Origin of the sequence: Alistipes onderdonkii (assembly GCF_025145285.1) — a bacterium.
Lineage (GTDB): Bacteria > Bacteroidota > Bacteroidia > Bacteroidales > Rikenellaceae > Alistipes > Alistipes onderdonkii.
Map to the genome: position 1 here is coordinate 3,192,503 of NZ_CP102251.1, position 16,168 is coordinate 3,208,670.

The 16,168-nt window shown below is 60.7% G+C and carries 12 protein-coding genes and 1 pseudogene; 7 read left to right on the forward strand and 6 right to left on the reverse strand.

The window, feature by feature from the left end; all coding sequences use genetic code 11:
* Positions 1–34: 34 nt before the first annotated feature.
* Both NQ559_RS12980 and NQ559_RS12985 read right to left on the reverse strand, forming a co-directional pair.
* The gene (locus NQ559_RS12980) at positions 35–781 is read right to left on the reverse strand and encodes an AAA family ATPase (RefSeq protein ID WP_018697285.1); all 747 of its coding nucleotides are present in this window, start codon (positions 779–781) and stop codon (positions 35–37) included.
* A gap of 147 nt (positions 782–928) precedes the next feature.
* On the reverse strand, positions 929–2,254 hold the full coding sequence (locus NQ559_RS12985) for an MATE family efflux transporter (protein WP_018697284.1): 1,326 nt from the start codon (positions 2,252–2,254) through the stop codon (positions 929–931).
* Positions 2,255–2,430: 176 nt separating this feature from the next.
* Here NQ559_RS12985 and NQ559_RS12990 point away from each other — a divergent pair, with 176 nt between their 5' ends.
* A complete protein-coding gene (locus NQ559_RS12990) occupies positions 2,431–3,903 on the forward strand; it encodes a pseudouridine synthase (protein ID WP_026318630.1) in 1,473 nt (490 codons plus the stop codon).
* Positions 3,904–3,941: 38 nt separating this feature from the next.
* Here the strand turns inward: NQ559_RS12990 and NQ559_RS12995 are convergent, their stop codons facing one another.
* From NQ559_RS12995 to ligA, 4 genes and pseudogenes are all read right to left on the reverse strand, one after another.
* On the reverse strand, positions 3,942–5,432 hold the full coding sequence (locus NQ559_RS12995) for a clostripain-related cysteine peptidase (protein WP_026318629.1): 1,491 nt from the start codon (positions 5,430–5,432) through the stop codon (positions 3,942–3,944).
* Positions 5,393–6,130 (reverse strand): DUF4919 domain-containing protein, encoded by a 738-nt coding sequence (locus NQ559_RS13000; RefSeq protein WP_018697281.1) that lies wholly within the window; start codon positions 6,128–6,130, stop codon positions 5,393–5,395. The genes NQ559_RS12995 and NQ559_RS13000 overlap by 40 nt, the downstream gene beginning before the upstream one ends.
* Before the next feature lie 39 nt (positions 6,131–6,169).
* Positions 6,170–7,060, reverse strand: a complete 891-nt coding sequence (dapA, locus tag NQ559_RS13005) for a 4-hydroxy-tetrahydrodipicolinate synthase (RefSeq protein WP_018697280.1) — start codon at positions 7,058–7,060, stop codon at positions 6,170–6,172.
* A 606-nt stretch (positions 7,061–7,666) separates the two neighbouring features.
* Positions 7,667–9,649: pseudogene (ligA, locus tag NQ559_RS13010) on the reverse strand (NAD-dependent DNA ligase LigA); the annotation flags it as partial.
* Positions 9,650–9,788: 139 nt separating this feature from the next.
* Here ligA and NQ559_RS13015 point away from each other — a divergent pair.
* From NQ559_RS13015 to NQ559_RS13040, 6 genes are all read left to right on the forward strand, one after another.
* Positions 9,789–10,124 (forward strand): hypothetical protein, encoded by a 336-nt coding sequence (locus NQ559_RS13015; RefSeq protein WP_018697278.1) that lies wholly within the window; start codon positions 9,789–9,791, stop codon positions 10,122–10,124.
* A gap of 7 nt (positions 10,125–10,131) precedes the next feature.
* Positions 10,132–10,740: a leucine-rich repeat domain-containing protein gene (locus NQ559_RS13020; protein ID WP_018697277.1), complete on the forward strand. Its 609-nt coding sequence runs from the start codon at positions 10,132–10,134 to the stop codon at positions 10,738–10,740.
* A gap of 389 nt (positions 10,741–11,129) precedes the next feature.
* Positions 11,130–12,395: an adenylosuccinate synthase gene (locus NQ559_RS13025; protein ID WP_018697276.1), complete on the forward strand. Its 1,266-nt coding sequence runs from the start codon at positions 11,130–11,132 to the stop codon at positions 12,393–12,395.
* A 22-nt stretch (positions 12,396–12,417) separates the two neighbouring features.
* On the forward strand, positions 12,418–13,296 hold the full coding sequence (locus NQ559_RS13030) for an electron transfer flavoprotein subunit beta/FixA family protein (protein ID WP_018697275.1): 879 nt from the start codon (positions 12,418–12,420) through the stop codon (positions 13,294–13,296).
* A gap of 14 nt (positions 13,297–13,310) precedes the next feature.
* Complete coding sequence (locus NQ559_RS13035) at positions 13,311–14,330, forward strand: electron transfer flavoprotein subunit alpha/FixB family protein (protein ID WP_018697274.1); 1,020 nt, start codon at positions 13,311–13,313, stop codon at positions 14,328–14,330.
* A complete protein-coding gene (locus tag NQ559_RS13040) occupies positions 14,330–16,057 on the forward strand; it encodes an acyl-CoA dehydrogenase family protein (protein ID WP_018697273.1) in 1,728 nt (575 codons plus the stop codon). The genes NQ559_RS13035 and NQ559_RS13040 overlap by 1 nt, the downstream gene beginning before the upstream one ends.
* Positions 16,058–16,168: the final 111 nt, after the last annotated feature.

Below are 16,168 nucleotides of genomic sequence, written 5' to 3' on the forward strand. Positions count from 1 at the left end.
CTCCGGGCATTCTGCCTGTGGCGCGACCCGCGCTTCAAGGTTTCCGGATGTCGAAGCCCAACTGCCGGAGCATCCCTTCGTGGTCGAGGCAAAAGCGTTTCATCAGCAGGTAATGCGGCGTCTGCTCCAGTTCGGTGAGTTGCAGTCCGTTGTCCGCGATCTCGTAGATGTCGGCGCCGGGGTAGGCCATGACGATAGGCGAGTGGGTGCTGACGATGAACTGCGATCCGCTTTCCACGAGTTGTTTTATCCGGCACAGCATATACATCTGCCGCGACGGCGAGAGGGCGGCCTCGGGCTCGTCGAAGATATAGAGCCCGTTCCCGCGGAGCCTGTGTTCGAGCAGGCTCAGGAAACTTTCGCCGTGCGATTGCCTGTGGAGCGACTTGTCGCCGTAATAGCGGTGTATGCCGTCGGCTATCTGGTCGATCTCGGTGGCGACGTTGTAGAAACTCTCGGCACGCAGGAAATAGCCGTCGCGCGGCTGCAACCCGCGTCCGAGCACGAGGTTCCCGTATAGCGGGGAATGAGTCTCGCGCGTTGCGAACCGAAAGTTCTTCGACCCGCCCTCGGCATTGAATCCCGCTTTTACGGCGATGGCTTCCAGCAGCGTCGATTTGCCCATGCCGTTCTCGCCCACGATGAACGTCACCGGGCGGCGGAACCGCAACCCACTGAACCCCGCCAGCGCGGGCACCGTATAGGGGTATTCGTGCGGCAAATCTCCGGCCTCTTTCAGCCGGATGTATTTGATATAGAGTGCGTTTTCGGATAAGATCATGGCGGGCTTTTTGGGGTTCCGTTCCGCTAATTTAGTGATTTTCCCCGGATATGCGGCCTGTTATCGCAGGAAACCTTCCAGGTTCCGGACGTTGTCTCTCCCGGGCCGTTCCGGCCTCTCCCTGCCCGGGGATTCACCGCCTCTTCCTTATGCGCCGGCTTTGCGGTAGATCGTCCGCAGGCTGTGCGTCATGAAGTATTGCAGCACGCCGCGCAGGAACATGTACAGCGTGAAGGCGAGCCACAGGGCGTTGTTGCCTATGAGCGTATGCCCGATATAGAAGATGCCGAAATAGGCTGCCGTAGCCCAGAACATCGAGTTGCGCATGACGCGCGTCTGCGTGGCGCCCACCATGATGCCGTCCATGATGAAAGGCATGGCGCTGGCTACGGGGATCAGGATGATCCATACGATATACCGTCCGGCGACCTCCACGATCGTCGCGGCGTTTGCGGCCGAATCGTCGATGAACAGCCCCACCAGGTCGCGCCACCAGACGATGTAGATTCCCACGAACAGTACCGACACGGCCGTGCCCCATGCGATGCAGCGCCGCAGGCAGTCGCGCAGCGCCCTTACGTCCCGGGCGCCGATGAACCGTCCGGTCAGCGCTTCGGCGGCATATGCGAAGCCGTCGTTCATGTACGAGAAGAGCGTGAAGAGCTGCAACAGCAGGGTGTTCACGGCCAGCAGCACCGGGTCTTCCATGCGGGCCGAAGCCCCCGTGAAGAAGGTGTAGACCGCCACGATGCAGAGCGTACGCAGCATGATGTCGCGGTTGACGATGAAGAAGGTTTTGAGCGGTTTCATGTCGAATACCTCGGCCCAGTCGATTCCCGTCAGCACCTTGCGGTAGCGCAGCATGAGCAGCAGCAGCGAAAGCCCCACGCCCGTCCACTGTGCGATCACCGAGGCGTAGGCGATGCCGACGATCCCCATGTCCATGCCGAAGGCGAACCAAAGGCTGCACAAGACATGCACCGCGTTGACCGAAATAGCCGTGAACATCGGTATCATGGCATTCTGCATACCCGTGAACCAGCCGTTGAACCCGAACAGGAGGATGCCAGCCGGTACGGCCCAGATGCGGGCGTAGAAATATTCGCGCGTCATTTCGTTGCCGTTCAGTCCCCACAGGGCCAGCTCGCCCAGCGGGTATTGCAGGGCGAGCATCAGCAATCCCATGCCTGCCGCCACGACCATCGCCCTTACGAGCATGTTGGTGCATTCGTGGAAATTCCCTGCGCCGAACGCCTGTGCCGTGAGTCCGCTGGTTCCCATGCGCACGAACGAGCAGTTCCAGTAGATGAAGTTGAAGATCGACACCCCGATGGCCAGTGCGCCGATCGTCGCCGCCGAATCCGCGCCCCAGTGCCCGGCGATGGCCGTCGACACGATTCCCATCAGCGGCACGGTGATGTTCGAAACGATATTCGGGAGCGCGATGCGCAGTATTTCGCGGTTCATGTTCATAGGTGCGGGGCGGGGATGTCCGGCACCCCCTGCCGGACGTCGTTTACGGGTGCAAAGATAAGGCAAAAGCGGCGAATTTGTAACGGCCCCTGTCTTTTATCGCCAAATCGGGTCTGCAATATGCCGTAATCCGGAAAAATGGATTACCTTTGCCCCACAAACTCATTCAAATACGTATGAAAGACAACAAAAACGACTCGACCACGGTACTTTCGCGTTTCGGACGCGACAAGCGCCAGCGTACCGTGACTGCTACGGCGGAGCGTGTCGAGCGTCGCCCGCGTTTACAGCGTGATGCTGCCGATTCGGAGCAACCGTCCAGCGAGGGGCCCCGTGAGCGGGCCTCCTACAATCCCCATTTCACGGCAGACAACCGCCCTGCATTTGACAAACCGCGCCGCCAGTTCGGCGACAAACCGGCTTACGGCGAGCGTAAGTCCGGCGATAAACCCCGTTACGAGCACCGCGACGGCGACAAACCGCGCCGCCAGTACGGTGACAAGCCCGCCTATGGCGAGCACAAGTACGGTGACAAACCCCGCTATGAGCACCGCGACGGCGACAAACCGCGCCGCCAGTACGGCGACAAGCCTGCTTACGGCGAACGTAGTTTCGGCGATAAACCCCGCTACGAAAACCGCGACGGCGACAAACCGCGCCGCCAGTACGGCGACAAGCCCGCCTACGGCGAACGCAAGTTCGGCGACAAGCCTGCCTATGGCGAGCGCAAATTCGGCGACAAGCCCCGCTACGAGCACCGCGACGGTGACAAACCGCGCCGCCAGTATGGCGACAAGCCCGCCTACGGTGAACGCAAGTTCGGGGATAAGAAATACGGCGACCGTAAATTCGGCGACAAACCCTATAAGCCGGGGCCGAGGAAGCACGACGACAAACCGGCTTCCTACCCGAAATTCACGCCCGAAAAGCAGGTCGGCGAAATGCGCCTGAACCGTTTTCTCGCGCAGTCGGGCCTCTGCTCGCGCCGCGAGGCCGACGATTTCATCACCGCGGGCCTGGTCACGGTCAACGGCCAGATCGTCACCCAGCTGGGCACCAAGGTGCTTCCCACCGACGAGGTGAAATTCAACGACAGCCGCGTGCAGGGCGAGAAGAAGGTCTACCTCGTGCTCAACAAGCCCAAGGGTTATGTCACGTCGCTCGACGACCCCCATGCCGGCAAGACCGTCATGGATCTGGTCGAAGGTGCCTGCACGGAGCGCATCTACCCCGTAGGCCGTCTGGACAAGAACAGCCTCGGGTTGCTGCTTTTCACCAACGACGGCGACCTTACGAAGCAGCTCACGCACCCCTCGTACCTGAAAAAGAAAATCTACCAGGTGACGCTCGACAAGCCCCTGGCGCGTGCCGATATGGATCGCATCGCCGAGGGCATCACGCTCGAAGACGGCGAAATCTTCGCCGACGAAATTTCCTATGTCAAGGAGAACAAACAGGAGATCGGCATCGAGATACACTCCGGCCGCAACCGTATCGTGCGCCGTATTTTCGAATTCCTGGGTTACACGGTCACCAAGCTCGACCGTGTCTACTATGCCGGCCTGACCAAGAAGAACCTCAAGCGCGGAGCTTGGCGTTTCCTCTCCCGCGAGGAGGTCGAACGGCTCAAGTCCGGCCAGTACGAATAATGAAAAAGGGTGATTCCTTACGAATCACCCTTTTTCAATTAATGCGTATCTCGGTACCAGCTCGTCTGCTTGTTCTCTTCGGTGTATTTGTCCGATGGTTCGCTGAACGACACTCCCGAATAGTAGGCGACGGGGTTCATCCGGCCGTTATATGCCGAGTAGAATTCCGGCGTATTGAGCCGTGCAGCTTTTGGGAACGCCTTGTCCAACTGCACTTTGAACTCCTCTTTCAGCCCAGCGTCGCTGCAGGCCAGTTCGACCCAGTGTCCCAGATCGTAGAATATGTGCGAAGACATTCCCTCGTAGCTTTGCAGCTCTTCCGCATAGGTCTTTTGGGGCGCGGCGTTGATATGCCGCATGATCTCCTTCATACCTTCCATTTCCGCCATCACGGCCAGCGAAATGCAGCCCGATTTGGTCGTTGCATCGTTCATGTAGAAGTTCCAGAATGCTTCGCATACCTTTGTCAGGTTGTATTCTTTGCCACCGTCGGTGAAGAACCACGGCATCGCCCGCTCATAGGGGAATCCTTGTGCCATGATTTCGCAGGGCGCGGCAATTACGTAGTCCGTGCATTCGCGCAGGTCGTACAGCGTCTCTATATTGGCCATAAAGCAGGCATCGAAAAGCAGGTAGTCGGGTCTGTAATTTTGGGCCTTGACCGCCGCCGCGAAATTCGTAATGTCGATCGACCGCCCCGTGTCGCCGAACGAACGGGTTAGCAGTGCCCCTGGCATCGGAATCCATAAATCCTCCAGCTCATTCGTCATCCGGGCCGAGTAGCTGAGTGCCCCATGATCCGCGGGCACCCACGCCTTGCCGTGACAACCGACGATGATCCCGTAATGCTGCGCAGGGGCGAGCGCCGCCACGTCGCTCAGCATGCGCTGTACGCATGCGGGATCGGCCGCCGCGAAATCGTCGTAACTTTTCAGCAGCGTGAATGCGGCCGCCTGCTTTTCGGCGTTGAAATACGCTTCGTACATTTCGGCCTGTGAGTGCGTATTGGGCTGGTAGCAGACTAATATGCGGCCGTCGCCCGGAACATTTGCGTCGACAGCTTTCAATACACCGTCGATATTTTGTTTGTAGAAATTCAGCAAATCCCGCCCCGGCATGTAGAGCAGCATGGTCTGCGTCGCAGTCGCCGGGCTTTGCGATACGGTGACGCTACACTGCGCACCTCCTGCGGTCAGGTTCAGCATCACTGTCCCTAACTTGATGCGGCTGTGGCCTGTATTGTCGTCCTGCGCCCTCACCGTTACCGTCGTCTCCCCGCGGCCGCCTTGGGTGGGGGAGACGTCGAAGCCGCTTCCCGTGGTGGTGAGCGACCACGCTTCGGTCGACGACACCGTGAATGCCGCCTCCGAACCCGCCGTGCTGCGCAGTACCACTTCGTTCTGCGTCGTGGTCAGCCCTGCGCGTTCCTCTGTTTTTTCGCACCCGGCGAGCAGCGCCACTGCCAGCAGCAGGCTCAGCGTGCGCCGGATTATTTGTAGGTACGGGGTTTTAGGTTGTTGAATTGCCATGTGCGGTCACGTTTATAGGTATATCCTTCGGGCTTGTTCCAGTATACGCGGCCGAAGTCGTAATAGAGCCCTTTGCGTTTCTTGTCGCCGACCATCCGGGGCGCCGTGAAGGGGATGAATTCCACCGTACGGCTGATGATGCGGCTCTTGCCGTAGGTGTAACCCTCCGATGCCATCACGTCGAGCGCATGGTCGAACATCAGGATATGGCGCGGGGTCTTCTGCGTGAGGGCATCCCCCGAATCCTCGATCGCGCGGAGCACCCCCTTCACCTTGTTGTAATACATCTTCTCCTGCAGCTTGTTGCCCAGCGCCCCGTGGGCATAGGCCATCAGGTTCAGGATTTTGGGGCTGAACGGGTCGCGGGCGAGCGCATCTTCGCCCACGTAGAGCATCGCGTCGAGCGTTTCGGCCAGCGGGTTGTCGGGATCGAGCCCCGATGCCAACATCAGCAGCTTGTCCAGGTCGGGGTTCGCCTCCATCGGTTTGTAGCTCTCCTGGTGGGCGTAGCCGTAGTAGAGGTAGTGGTAATCCTCGTCGGTGAGCGTCTCGTCGCCCGCGTTGTAGCGCATCATCAGCGAAGTGTAGTAGAACGGCGAATCGGGGTCGGACGTCTTGGCGACGATGTCCTCCTCGACGGGGACTTTCGCCGCGGCCAGCGCCGGGAGCAGGAGCAATGTCAGCAGTAAATTTTTCATATCCGTGTTTTGTCCGTATTTTAGGCACTAACGCTCAAATCAGCGCAAATCGTATTCCGCGATCAGTTTGCGGAACTTTTCGCGCAGCGCCCCCGAACCTTCGACGAGCGGCAGCCGCATCGTCGGGCCGATTATGCCCATTTCGGCCAGTGCGCACTTCACCCCAACGGGGTTGCCCTCTTCGAACAGGGCGTGCACCGCTTCGGCGAGGCATTCGTATGCCTTTTCCGCACGGTCGAACTCCCCGGCCTTGGCGTAGTTCACACACTCCATGAACCGCTTGGGAAAAGCGTTCGCGGCCACCGAGATCACGCCGTCGCCGCCGCGGCGCATCAGCTCGAGCGTCATGCCGTCGTCGCCCGACAGCACGATGAACCCTTCGGGGCGCCGGTCGAGGATGTGCTGCATCTGTTCGATGTCGCCCGATGCCTCCTTGATGCCGATCACGTTCTTCATCCCGCGAGCCAGCCGCAGCGTCGTCTCGGCCGTCATGTTGACGCCCGAGCGTCCCGGGATGTTGTAGAGGATCACCGGCAGCGGCGAGTGCTCCGATACGGTGCGGAAATGCTGGTAGAGCCCCTCTTGCGAGGGCTTGTTGTAGTAGGGCGTAACGCTCAGGATGGCGTCGGCGCCCCGCAGGTCGAATTCGCGCAGCTGATCCAGTACCTCCGACGTCGAGTTGCCGCCGCAGCCCATCACCAGCGGTACGCGCCCCGCGATGTGGTTGGTGATGAACATGGCTATCACGGCGCGCTCGGGCATGTAGAGCGTCGGCGTCTCGGCCGTGGTGCCCAGCGCCACGATGTAGTCCACGCCGCCTTCGATCACATAGTCGATCATGCGTGCCAGCGCCTGATAGTCAACTTTTCCTTCGGGTGTAAAGGGGGTTATCATGGCGGCCCCCACGCCGCAGAGCTTGTGTCGTATCATATGATTCTGTTTGGCATTATGTAGTTTTTTATGCGTATTCCTTTTCCGCGGGGCTCAGAACAACTCGCCTTGTTGGACGGGTTCGCCGTCCCCGCCTTCCGTCGCGGCCGCTTCCGCCCCCTTCTTCCCGGAGGGTTTCACCTGTTTTCCCCGGCCCGCTGTCTCCGGCTTGCTTTTCCCCGGCTTTCCCGCGGTGTCCTTTCCAGGCTTGTTCGCCGTGTCTTTCCCCGGCTTTCCCGCGGCGTCTTTTTCAGGCTTGTCCGCCACGCCTTTCCCCGGCTTTCCCGCGGTGTCCTTTCCAGGCTTGTCGGCCGTGTCTTCCCCCGGCTTTCCCGCGGCGTCCTTTCCAGGCTTGTCCGCCGTGTTTTCCCCCGGCTTTCCCGCGGTGTCTTTTTCAGGCTTGTCCACCGTGCCTTTTCCCGGCGCACCCGCATCATCGGCTGTCGCTGCCGGCTCCGGGGTTTTACGTCCGGCGCTATGGGACATTGCACCGTCGCCTTCCGATCCGGCCTTTTCCGCCGCGGCCGGGGCGCCATTGTTCCTGCCGCCGTTATTTGCCGTTGTTGCGCCGTCGGCTTCCGTCCCGTTTGCCGCCGGGGCTTGCTGCCCGCCGACCATGGCGATGAACTCCTCTTCGGAGATGATCTTCACGCCCAGCTTCTCGGCTTTCCTGAGCTTCGCCGGGCCCATGTTGTCGCCCGCCACGATGTAATCGACGTTGGCCGATACGGCCGCGAGGTTCCTGCCCCCGTGCATTTCGATCAGCTCCTTCATTTCGTCGCGGCTGCGCGAGAACTTGCCTGACACCACGAAACTGCGGCCTGCGAGCGACTCCGACGCCAGCTCCCGCGCCTCCTCCTCGAACTTCAGCCCCGCGGCACGCAGGCGGCGGATGATGGCGTGGTTCTGCTCGTCGGCGAAATATTCGATGATCGCGTCGGCGATGCGTCCGCCCACCTCGTCGGCCTGGGTCAGCTCCTCGCGCGTGGCCCGCATCACGGCGTCGAGCGAGCGGAAATGCTCAGCCAGGTATTTGGCCGTCGTTTCGCCCACGAAGCGGATGCCGAGTCCGAACAGCACGCGGCGGAACGGCACCTCGACCGATCCGCGGATGCTGCGTATGATGTTGTCGGCCGACTTTTCGCCCAGCCGCGGCAATTCCGCCAGCTGTCCGGCCTTCAGGTCGTACAGGTCGGCCACGTCGTGCACCAGCCCGTTTTCATAGAGCAGTTCCACGGTCTCCTCGCCCAGCCCCTCGATGTCCATCGCCTTGCGGCGGATGAAATGGATGATGCGTCCGACGATCTGCGGCGGGCATCCCCCCTGGTTGGGGCAGTAGTGCTTCGCCTCGCCCTCGTAGCGCACCAGCGGCGTGCCGCATTCGGGGCATACGGTGATGTATTCGAACGGTTTGCTGTCCGCAGGCCGCTGCGAGAGGTCTACCCCCGTGATCTTGGGGATGATCTCGCCGCCCTTCTCGACGTATACCATGTCGCCCGGGCGGATGTCCAGCAGGGCCATCTGCTCGGCGTTGTGCAGCGTCGCACGCCGCACGGTCGTCCCGGCCAGCAGCACCGGTTCGAGGTTCGCCACAGGCGTTATGGCTCCCGTGCGTCCCACCTGGAACGACACGCTGTCCAGCCGCGTGAGCGCCTGCTCGGCCTTGAACTTGTAGGCCACGGCCCATTTCGGGGCCTTGGCCGTGAATCCCAGCTGCCGCCTTACGGCGAAGTCGTTGACCTTGATCACCACGCCGTCGGTCGGGAAGGGCAGGGCATGGCGCCCCTCGTCCCAATGCGCGATGTAGGCGTCGATCTGCTCCGCAGTGCGGCATATGCGCGCCGCGTCCGAGACTTTGAATCCCCACTCGCGGGCTTTCTGCAGGCTTTCCCAGTGGTTCGTGAAGGGCAGGTCGTCGCCCGCCAACTGGTAGAGCGTGCAGTCCAGGCCGCGGCGTGCGACCACCGACGACGCCTGCTGCTTGAGCGTCCCCGCCGCGGCGTTGCGCGGGTTTGCGAAGAGCGTCTCCCCGGCCGCCTCGCGCTCGGCGTTGATTTTGTCGAACGAGGCGTAGGGCATCAGGATCTCGCCCCGTATTTCGAAGTAGGGCGGCCAGTCGTCGCCCCTCAGGCGCAGGGGAACCGTGCGCACCGTACGTACGTTGGCCGTCACGTCGTCGCCCTGCGTGCCGTCGCCGCGCGTCACGGCACGCAGCAGCCGCCCGTCCTCGTAGGTGAGCGATATGGCCGTGCCGTCGAATTTCAGTTCGCAGACGAACTCCGTCGGCCCGGCCTCCTTTTCGATACGGGCGATGAATTCATGCAGTTCGTCGAGCGAATAGGTGTTGCCGAGCGAAAGCATCGGGAACCGGTGCTTTACGCTCCGGAACTCCGACGTGATGTCGCTTCCGACACGCACCGAGGGCGAATTGGGGTCGGACAGTTCGGGGTGCGCCCGTTCCAGATCCTGCAATTCGCGCATCATCGTGTCGAATTCGAAGTCGGAGATCTCAGGGGCGTTTTCGACGTAATATCTGAAGTTATGGTACTCGAGCTGCCGCCGCAGCTCTTCGATTTTCTCGCGTATCATAATATAAGTATAACCTGCGTAAAGGTACGTATTTTGTTTATAACATCCTGCAAATTCAAAAAAAATGCAAAAAAAAATTACGGATGTGGTGCGATATGTAAATTTTGCTTATAATTGCAGAAAATTTCCAAGCATTACTATGGCTAAACAGAATACGACGAAGAAACATATCGTAACGAGCTTTCACAACCTGACTCCCGAACTGCAGGATGCCGTAAAGGAAAAATACCCGCTGGGGTTCACCGAAGCGATGATGCGCGTGGACAAACCCAACGGCGATTTTTTCTATGCCGTGCCGTTCGATACCGACGAGATCGCCTATATGGTGAAGATCGACGTGAAGATCGACGACAATGCGCAGGAGGAGGACGACAAGGATTACTACGACGACGAAATCAAGGGCGCCGACGAAATCCAGGACGACGCCAATTCCGATGACGGCGGCGGCGACTCCGACGACGACGTGAATATCTGATCCGGCCATGCTGCGCTTTATCCCTGCCCTCGCTCTGTTGCTGTTCACGGCCTGCGGCCTTGCTGAGAACGAGCAGGATGATAAGAACAAGCGTATTTATATTACATTCACAGACCCCGCCTTCGAGCAATTCTGTCTCGGAATGTTCGATTTGGATCACGACGGACGCATTTCGCGCTACGAGGCGCAGCGCGTCCTGGTGATGGATTGCTCCGGCCGCAACATCTCCGCGATGTGGGAGATCGGCGAGTTTTCCCGCCTGCGCGAGCTCGATTGCAGCGGCAATAACCTCACGCGGCTCGACCTGCGCAAATGCCCCGACCTGCAAAAGCTCGATTGCGGCGACAACGAAATCACGTCGCTCGACATCGACGGCCTGCGCGGGCTGGCGGTGCTCGATTGTGCCGGGAACCTGCTCGCACGCCTCGACCTGAAATCCAACTCTTCCCTGCGCCAGCTCGATTGCCGCGGCAACCTGCTGGTGACGCTCGACCTGACCCCCTGCTCGGGGCAGTTGCAGGCCGACACGCGCGACAACCCTTTCCTTACGACCGTCTATCGTCTCGGCTCGCAGGGCGTCGAATATAACGGGCCGACCGAGGTGGTCGTCCGCTGACCGGAGCCTCCGTTTCCTGCCCCCCCCCGCATTGTTTTCCGCTGGCTGCCCGCGTCCGTTTTTCGCTGGCTGCCCGCGTCCGTTTCCTGCTGGCTGCCCGCGTCCGTTCCCCGCTGCCTCCCCGCATTGTTCCCCGCAGCCTGCCCGCATTGTTCCCCGTTGGCTGCCCACGTCGCTTCCCGCCGGCCGCCCGCGTCGCTTCCCGTCGGTTGCCGTGTCCGTTTCCTGCCGTTCCCGGCGTTGTCTTTTGCCTTCCGCAGCGGGTTTGCGGCACGCTTATTTCTGATACATTGTTGAAAAGTCGCCGCCGCGGGTTGGGTATTTCGGATAATAATTCTTACCTTTGGGTGCAAAAAATGTCTTTTGCGCCATAAATATTACCGGATACAATGAAAAAAGTTGACGTTATCCTCGGCCTGCAATGGGGTGACGAGGGCAAGGGAAAAGTTGTGGATGTGCTGACGCCTGGCTACCAGGTCGTAGCCCGCTTCCAGGGCGGCCCCAATGCCGGTCATACATTGGAATTCAACGGCGAGAAATACGTGCTCCGCTCGATCCCTTCGGGCATATTCCAGGGCGGTAAGACCAATATCATCGGTAACGGTGTGGTGATCGACGCCGTCCTTTTCCGTGAAGAGGCCGAAGCGCTCGCGGCCAGCGGCCACGACCTCACCAAGCAGCTCTGCATTTCGAAGAAGGCCCACCTGATCCTGCCCACGCACCGCATCCTCGATGCTGCGTACGAGGAGGCCAAGGGCAGCGCCAGGATCGGCACCACCGGCAAGGGCATCGGCCCGACCTATACCGACAAGGTCAGCCGCAACGGCATGCGCGTGGGCGATGTGCTGAGCGCCGATTTCGAAAAGATATACGCCCGCGCCAAGGCTCGCCACGAGAAGATCCTGCGCAGCCTGGCCTGCGAGTACGACATCACCGAGTTGGAACAGAAGTGGTTCGCGGCGGTCGAGTACCTGCGTCGTTTCAACATCATCGACAGCGAGTATTTCGTCAACGAGTGCCTCGCCGCGGACAAGAGCATCCTGGCCGAAGGCGCGCAGGGAACACTGCTCGACGTGGATTTCGGTTCCTATCCGTTCGTCACCTCGTCGAATACCGTCTGCGCCGGCGCCTGCATCGGGCTGGGCATCGCCCCGAACCGCATCGGCGAGGTCTACGGTATCTTCAAGGCCTACTGCACACGCGTCGGCAGCGGCCCGTTCCCCACGGAGCTGTTCGACGAAACGGGTGCCCGGCTGCGCGACATCGGTCATGAGTACGGAGCCGTCACGGGGCGCGAGCGCCGTTGCGGATGGCTCGACATGGTGGCGCTCAGGTATTCGATCATGATTAACGGCGTGACGCAGCTCATCATGATGAAGTCCGACGTCATGAACGATTTCGAGACCATCCGCGTCGCCACCGAATACGAGGTCGGCGGCAAACGTACGTCGTATTTCCCCTATGAGGTCGGCGACGACCTGAAACCCGTCTACCGCGAGTTCCCGGGGTGGAAATGCGACCTGCGCGCCTTCACCCGCTACGAGGACTTCCCCGCGGAGTTCAAGGCCTATGTCGAGTTCATCGAACGCGAGACGGGTGTTCCGGTGAAGATCATCTCCGTCGGCCCCGACCGCGGCGAAACCATCGTAAGATAGCTATTAACCATAAATACCTACTATGAAAAAACAGCTGAAAATTGTTGTATTGGCAAAGCAGGTGCCCGATACCCGCAACGTGGGTAAGGATGCGATGACCCCCGAAGGGACGGTCAACCGCGCGGCGCTGCCGGCCATCTTCAATCCCGAAGATCTCAATGCGCTCGAAATGGCGCTCGCGCTTAAAGACCGCACCGACGCTTCGACGGTTCATATCCTGACGATGGGGCCCCAGCGTGCCGCCGACATCATCCGCGACGCGATGTTCCGCGGCGCCGACGGCGGTTACCTGCTTTCGGGCCGCGAATTCGCCGGTTCGGACACGCTCGCCACGTCGTACGCCTTGTCGTGCGCCCTGAAAAAGATCCGACCCGACATCATTTTCGCCGGCCGCCAGGCCATCGACGGCGATACGGCGCAGGTCGGCCCCCAGGTGGCTGAGAAACTCGGCCTGCCGCAGGTTACCTATGCCGAAGAGATCCTCGACATCAAGGACAGCACGCTGGTTATCCGGCGCCGCCTGAACTGCGGCACCGAGACCGTCGAGTGCCCCGTCCCGGCTGTCATTACGGTCAACGCCTCGGCTCCCGAGTGCCGTCCGCGCAACGCCAAGCGCGTGATGACCTACAAATTCGCCCTCTCGGGGGCTGAAATCGCCGCGGCGCCCGAATCGGAAGCCGCACGGCGCGCCGCCGCCAAGCCCTACCTGCAGATCGTCGAGTGGGCTGCCGCCGACGTCGATCCCGACCCGCAGCAGCTCGGCCTTCAGGGTTCGCCCACGAAGGTCAAGAAGATCGAGAACGTGGTTTTCCAGGCCAAGGAGGCCAAGAAGCTCACTGCTGCCGACGAGGATATCAATTCACTGATGGTCGAACTTATCGCGAGCCACACGCTCGGTTAATACGTGCATAGGAGATGAACAACATATTCGTATATATCGAGAACGAGGGCGGCAAGGCCGCCGAGGTGTGCCTCGAACTGATGACCAAGGGCCGCGAACTGGCCACGACGCTGGGCGTGAAACTCGAAGCCGTGGTGCTGGGCGAGAACCTCGCCGGCATCGAGCACGAGCTCGCCAAATACGGCGCCGATACCGTATGGATCGCCGACGACAAGGTGTTCGCACCGTTCCGTACGCTGCCCCATACGGCCGTCATGTGCGGCCTGATCGAGCAGGAGAAACCCCAGATCGTGCTGTTCGGCGCGACGTGCAACGGCCGCGATTTCGCGCCGCGCGTGTCGTCGGCGCTTTACAGCGGCCTTACGGCCGACTGTACGCAGCTGGTGATCGGCGACCACAAAGACGCCAAGAGCGGCAGGGAGTACAAAGACCTGCTCTACCAGATCCGCCCCGCCTTCGGCGGCAACATCATCGCCACGATCGTCAACCCCGACAACCGTCCGCAGATGGCCACCGTCCGCGAAGGCGTCATGCGCCGCGAATATGCCGCCAAGCCGGGTGCCGGCGAGGTGAAGAAGATCGAGTGGCAGAAATTCGTGAAGGACGCAGACCTCGCGGTGAAGATCATCGACCGTGAGATTGCCGAGAGCAAGATCGACATCAAGGGTGCCGGCGTCATCGTCGCGGGCGGCTACGGCATGGGTTCGAAGGAGAACTTCGACCTGGTGTTCGAGCTGGCCGACGTGCTGGGTGCCGAGGTGGGCGCGAGCCGCGCAGCCGTCGACGCCGGGTTCGCAGACCATGCGCGCCAGGTGGGTCAGACCGGTGTGACGGTACGCCCCAAACTCTACATCGCCTGCGGTATCTCGGGGCAGATCCAGCATACGGCCGGCATGGACGGCTCGGCCATGGTCATTTCGATCAACACCGACCCCGAAGCCCCGATCAACAAGATTGCCGACTACGCCATCACGGGCGACGTCAACGAGGTGATCCCCAAGATGATTAAGTACTACAAACAAAATTCGAAGTAATGGCTAATTTCTTTTCAGACAATAAGGATTTGCAGTTCCACCTCCAGCATCCGATGATGCGCAAGATCGTGGAGCTGAAAGAGCGCGGCTTCGCCGAGAAAGACCTCTACGATTTCGCGCCGCAGGATTTCGAAGACGCCATGGACTCCTACCGCCGCGTGCTGGAGATCGCCGGTGAAGTCTGCGGCGAGGTCATTGCTCCCAATGCCGAGGGCGTGGATCACGAAGGCCCCCGCGTCGTGAACGACCACGTGGAGTACGCTGCGGGCACGGTTCAGAACATGAAGGCCATCGTCGACGCGGGCCTGAGCGGCCTTACGCTGCCCCGCAAGTACGACGGCCTGAATTTCCCGCTGGTCTGCTTCGTGATGGCCAACGAGATGGTCGCCCGCGCCGATGCCGGCTTCGAGAACATCTGGGGTTTGCAGGACTGTGCCGAGACGCTCAACGAGTTCGCCTCGGAGGAGCTCAAGGCCAAATACCTGCCGTGGGTTTCCGCGGGTGCTACTTGCGCCATGGATCTTACCGAGCCGGATGCGGGTTCCGACCTGGGCGCCGTGATGCTCAAGGCTACGTGGTCCGAGGAGAAGCAGACCTGGCTGCTGAACGGCGTCAAGCGCTTCATCACCAACGGCGACGGCGACGTTTCGCTCGTGCTGGCGCGTACCGAAGAGGGTACCACCGACGCCCGCGGACTGTCGATGCTCGTCTATGACAAGCGCGACGGCGGCGTGAAGGTACGCCGTATCGAGAACAAAATGGGTATCAAGGGCTCTCCGACGTGCGAGCTGGTCTTCACCAACGCCCCCGCGCAGCTGGTCGGCGACCGCAAGATGGGCCTTATCAAATACGTGATGTCGCTGATGAACGCCGCCCGCCTGGGTATCGGTGCGCAGTCGGTGGGCTTGTGCGAAGCCGCCTACCGCGAGGCGCTGAAATACGCCCAGGAGCGTGAGCAGTTCGGCAAGCCGATCATCCGCTTCGCGGCCGTTGCGGAGATGCTCTCCAACATGAAGGCCAAGTTGCAGGGTGTCCGTGCGCTGTTGTACGAGACGACGCGCTTCGTCGAGGTCTACAAGCAGTACGGCCATATTGCGCACGAGCGTCCGCTCGAAGGCGACGAACGCCAGGAGATGAAGTTCTACAACCGCCTGGCCGACGGCTTCACGCCGCTCGTTAAGCTCTTCTCGTCGGAGTACGCCAACCAGCAGGCCTACGACGCCATCCAGATCCACGGCGGCTCGGGCTTCATGAAGGACTATCCCTGCGAGCGCCTCTACCGCGACGCACGTATCATGAATATCTACGAGGGTACTTCGCAGCTGCAGGTCGTGGCGGCGATCAACGCCGTGACCAAGGGCACCTTCATGGAGCAGATCGAGCGTTACGCTGCCACCGAATACAACCAGCCCATGCAGCCCGTCGTTGCGAAGCTGAAGGAGCTGACCGCGAAGTTCTCGGAAATGACCGCCCATGTCGAAGCCGGGGACAAGGAACTTTGCGGCTTCAAGGATTTCCACGCACGCCGTCTGGTCGAGACCGCCGGCCATATCATCATCACCTACCTGCTGGCCCGTCAGGCCGGCGAGTCGGAGGAGTATGCCGATTCGGCGAAAATCTTCTGCAAACTTGCCGAGGGTAAGATCTCGGAGGCCTATACCTACGTCATGAACTCCACGCTCGAAGACGTCGCGCTGTTCCGCGCCGTTGCCGAAGAGGCGGAGTAAGGTGCCGTATTTCAGTATGTAAAAAGGTTCCGCTTTTGCGGAACCTTTTTTTTTGTACGTTGTCCGTTGCCGATTGTTGCCGCCGGTTCTTGATTGCTGTTTATCTGTTTT

What these genes read in the sequence shown, in the direction of transcription:
- NQ559_RS12980 (WP_018697285.1), bottom strand. Translation starts at nt 781, where the DNA reads ATGATCTTATCCGAAAACGCACTCTATATCAAATACATCCGGCTGAAA.
- NQ559_RS13040 (WP_018697273.1), top strand. Translation starts at nt 14,330, where the DNA reads ATGGCTAATTTCTTTTCAGACAATAAGGATTTGCAGTTCCACCTCCAG.
- NQ559_RS13000 (WP_018697281.1), bottom strand. Translation starts at nt 6,130, where the DNA reads ATGAAAAATTTACTGCTGACATTGCTCCTGCTCCCGGCGCTGGCCGCG.
- NQ559_RS13025 (WP_018697276.1), top strand. Translation starts at nt 11,130, where the DNA reads ATGAAAAAAGTTGACGTTATCCTCGGCCTGCAATGGGGTGACGAGGGC.
- NQ559_RS12985 (WP_018697284.1), bottom strand. Translation starts at nt 2,254, where the DNA reads ATGAACATGAACCGCGAAATACTGCGCATCGCGCTCCCGAATATCGTT.
- NQ559_RS13030 (WP_018697275.1), top strand. Translation starts at nt 12,418, where the DNA reads ATGAAAAAACAGCTGAAAATTGTTGTATTGGCAAAGCAGGTGCCCGAT.
- NQ559_RS13035 (WP_018697274.1), top strand. Translation starts at nt 13,311, where the DNA reads ATGAACAACATATTCGTATATATCGAGAACGAGGGCGGCAAGGCCGCC.
- NQ559_RS12990 (WP_026318630.1), top strand. Translation starts at nt 2,431, where the DNA reads ATGAAAGACAACAAAAACGACTCGACCACGGTACTTTCGCGTTTCGGA.
- NQ559_RS13015 (WP_018697278.1), top strand. Translation starts at nt 9,789, where the DNA reads ATGGCTAAACAGAATACGACGAAGAAACATATCGTAACGAGCTTTCAC.
- NQ559_RS13020 (WP_018697277.1), top strand. Translation starts at nt 10,132, where the DNA reads ATGCTGCGCTTTATCCCTGCCCTCGCTCTGTTGCTGTTCACGGCCTGC.
- dapA (WP_018697280.1), bottom strand. Translation starts at nt 7,060, where the DNA reads ATGATACGACACAAGCTCTGCGGCGTGGGGGCCGCCATGATAACCCCC.
- NQ559_RS12995 (WP_026318629.1), bottom strand. Translation starts at nt 5,432, where the DNA reads ATGGCAATTCAACAACCTAAAACCCCGTACCTACAAATAATCCGGCGC.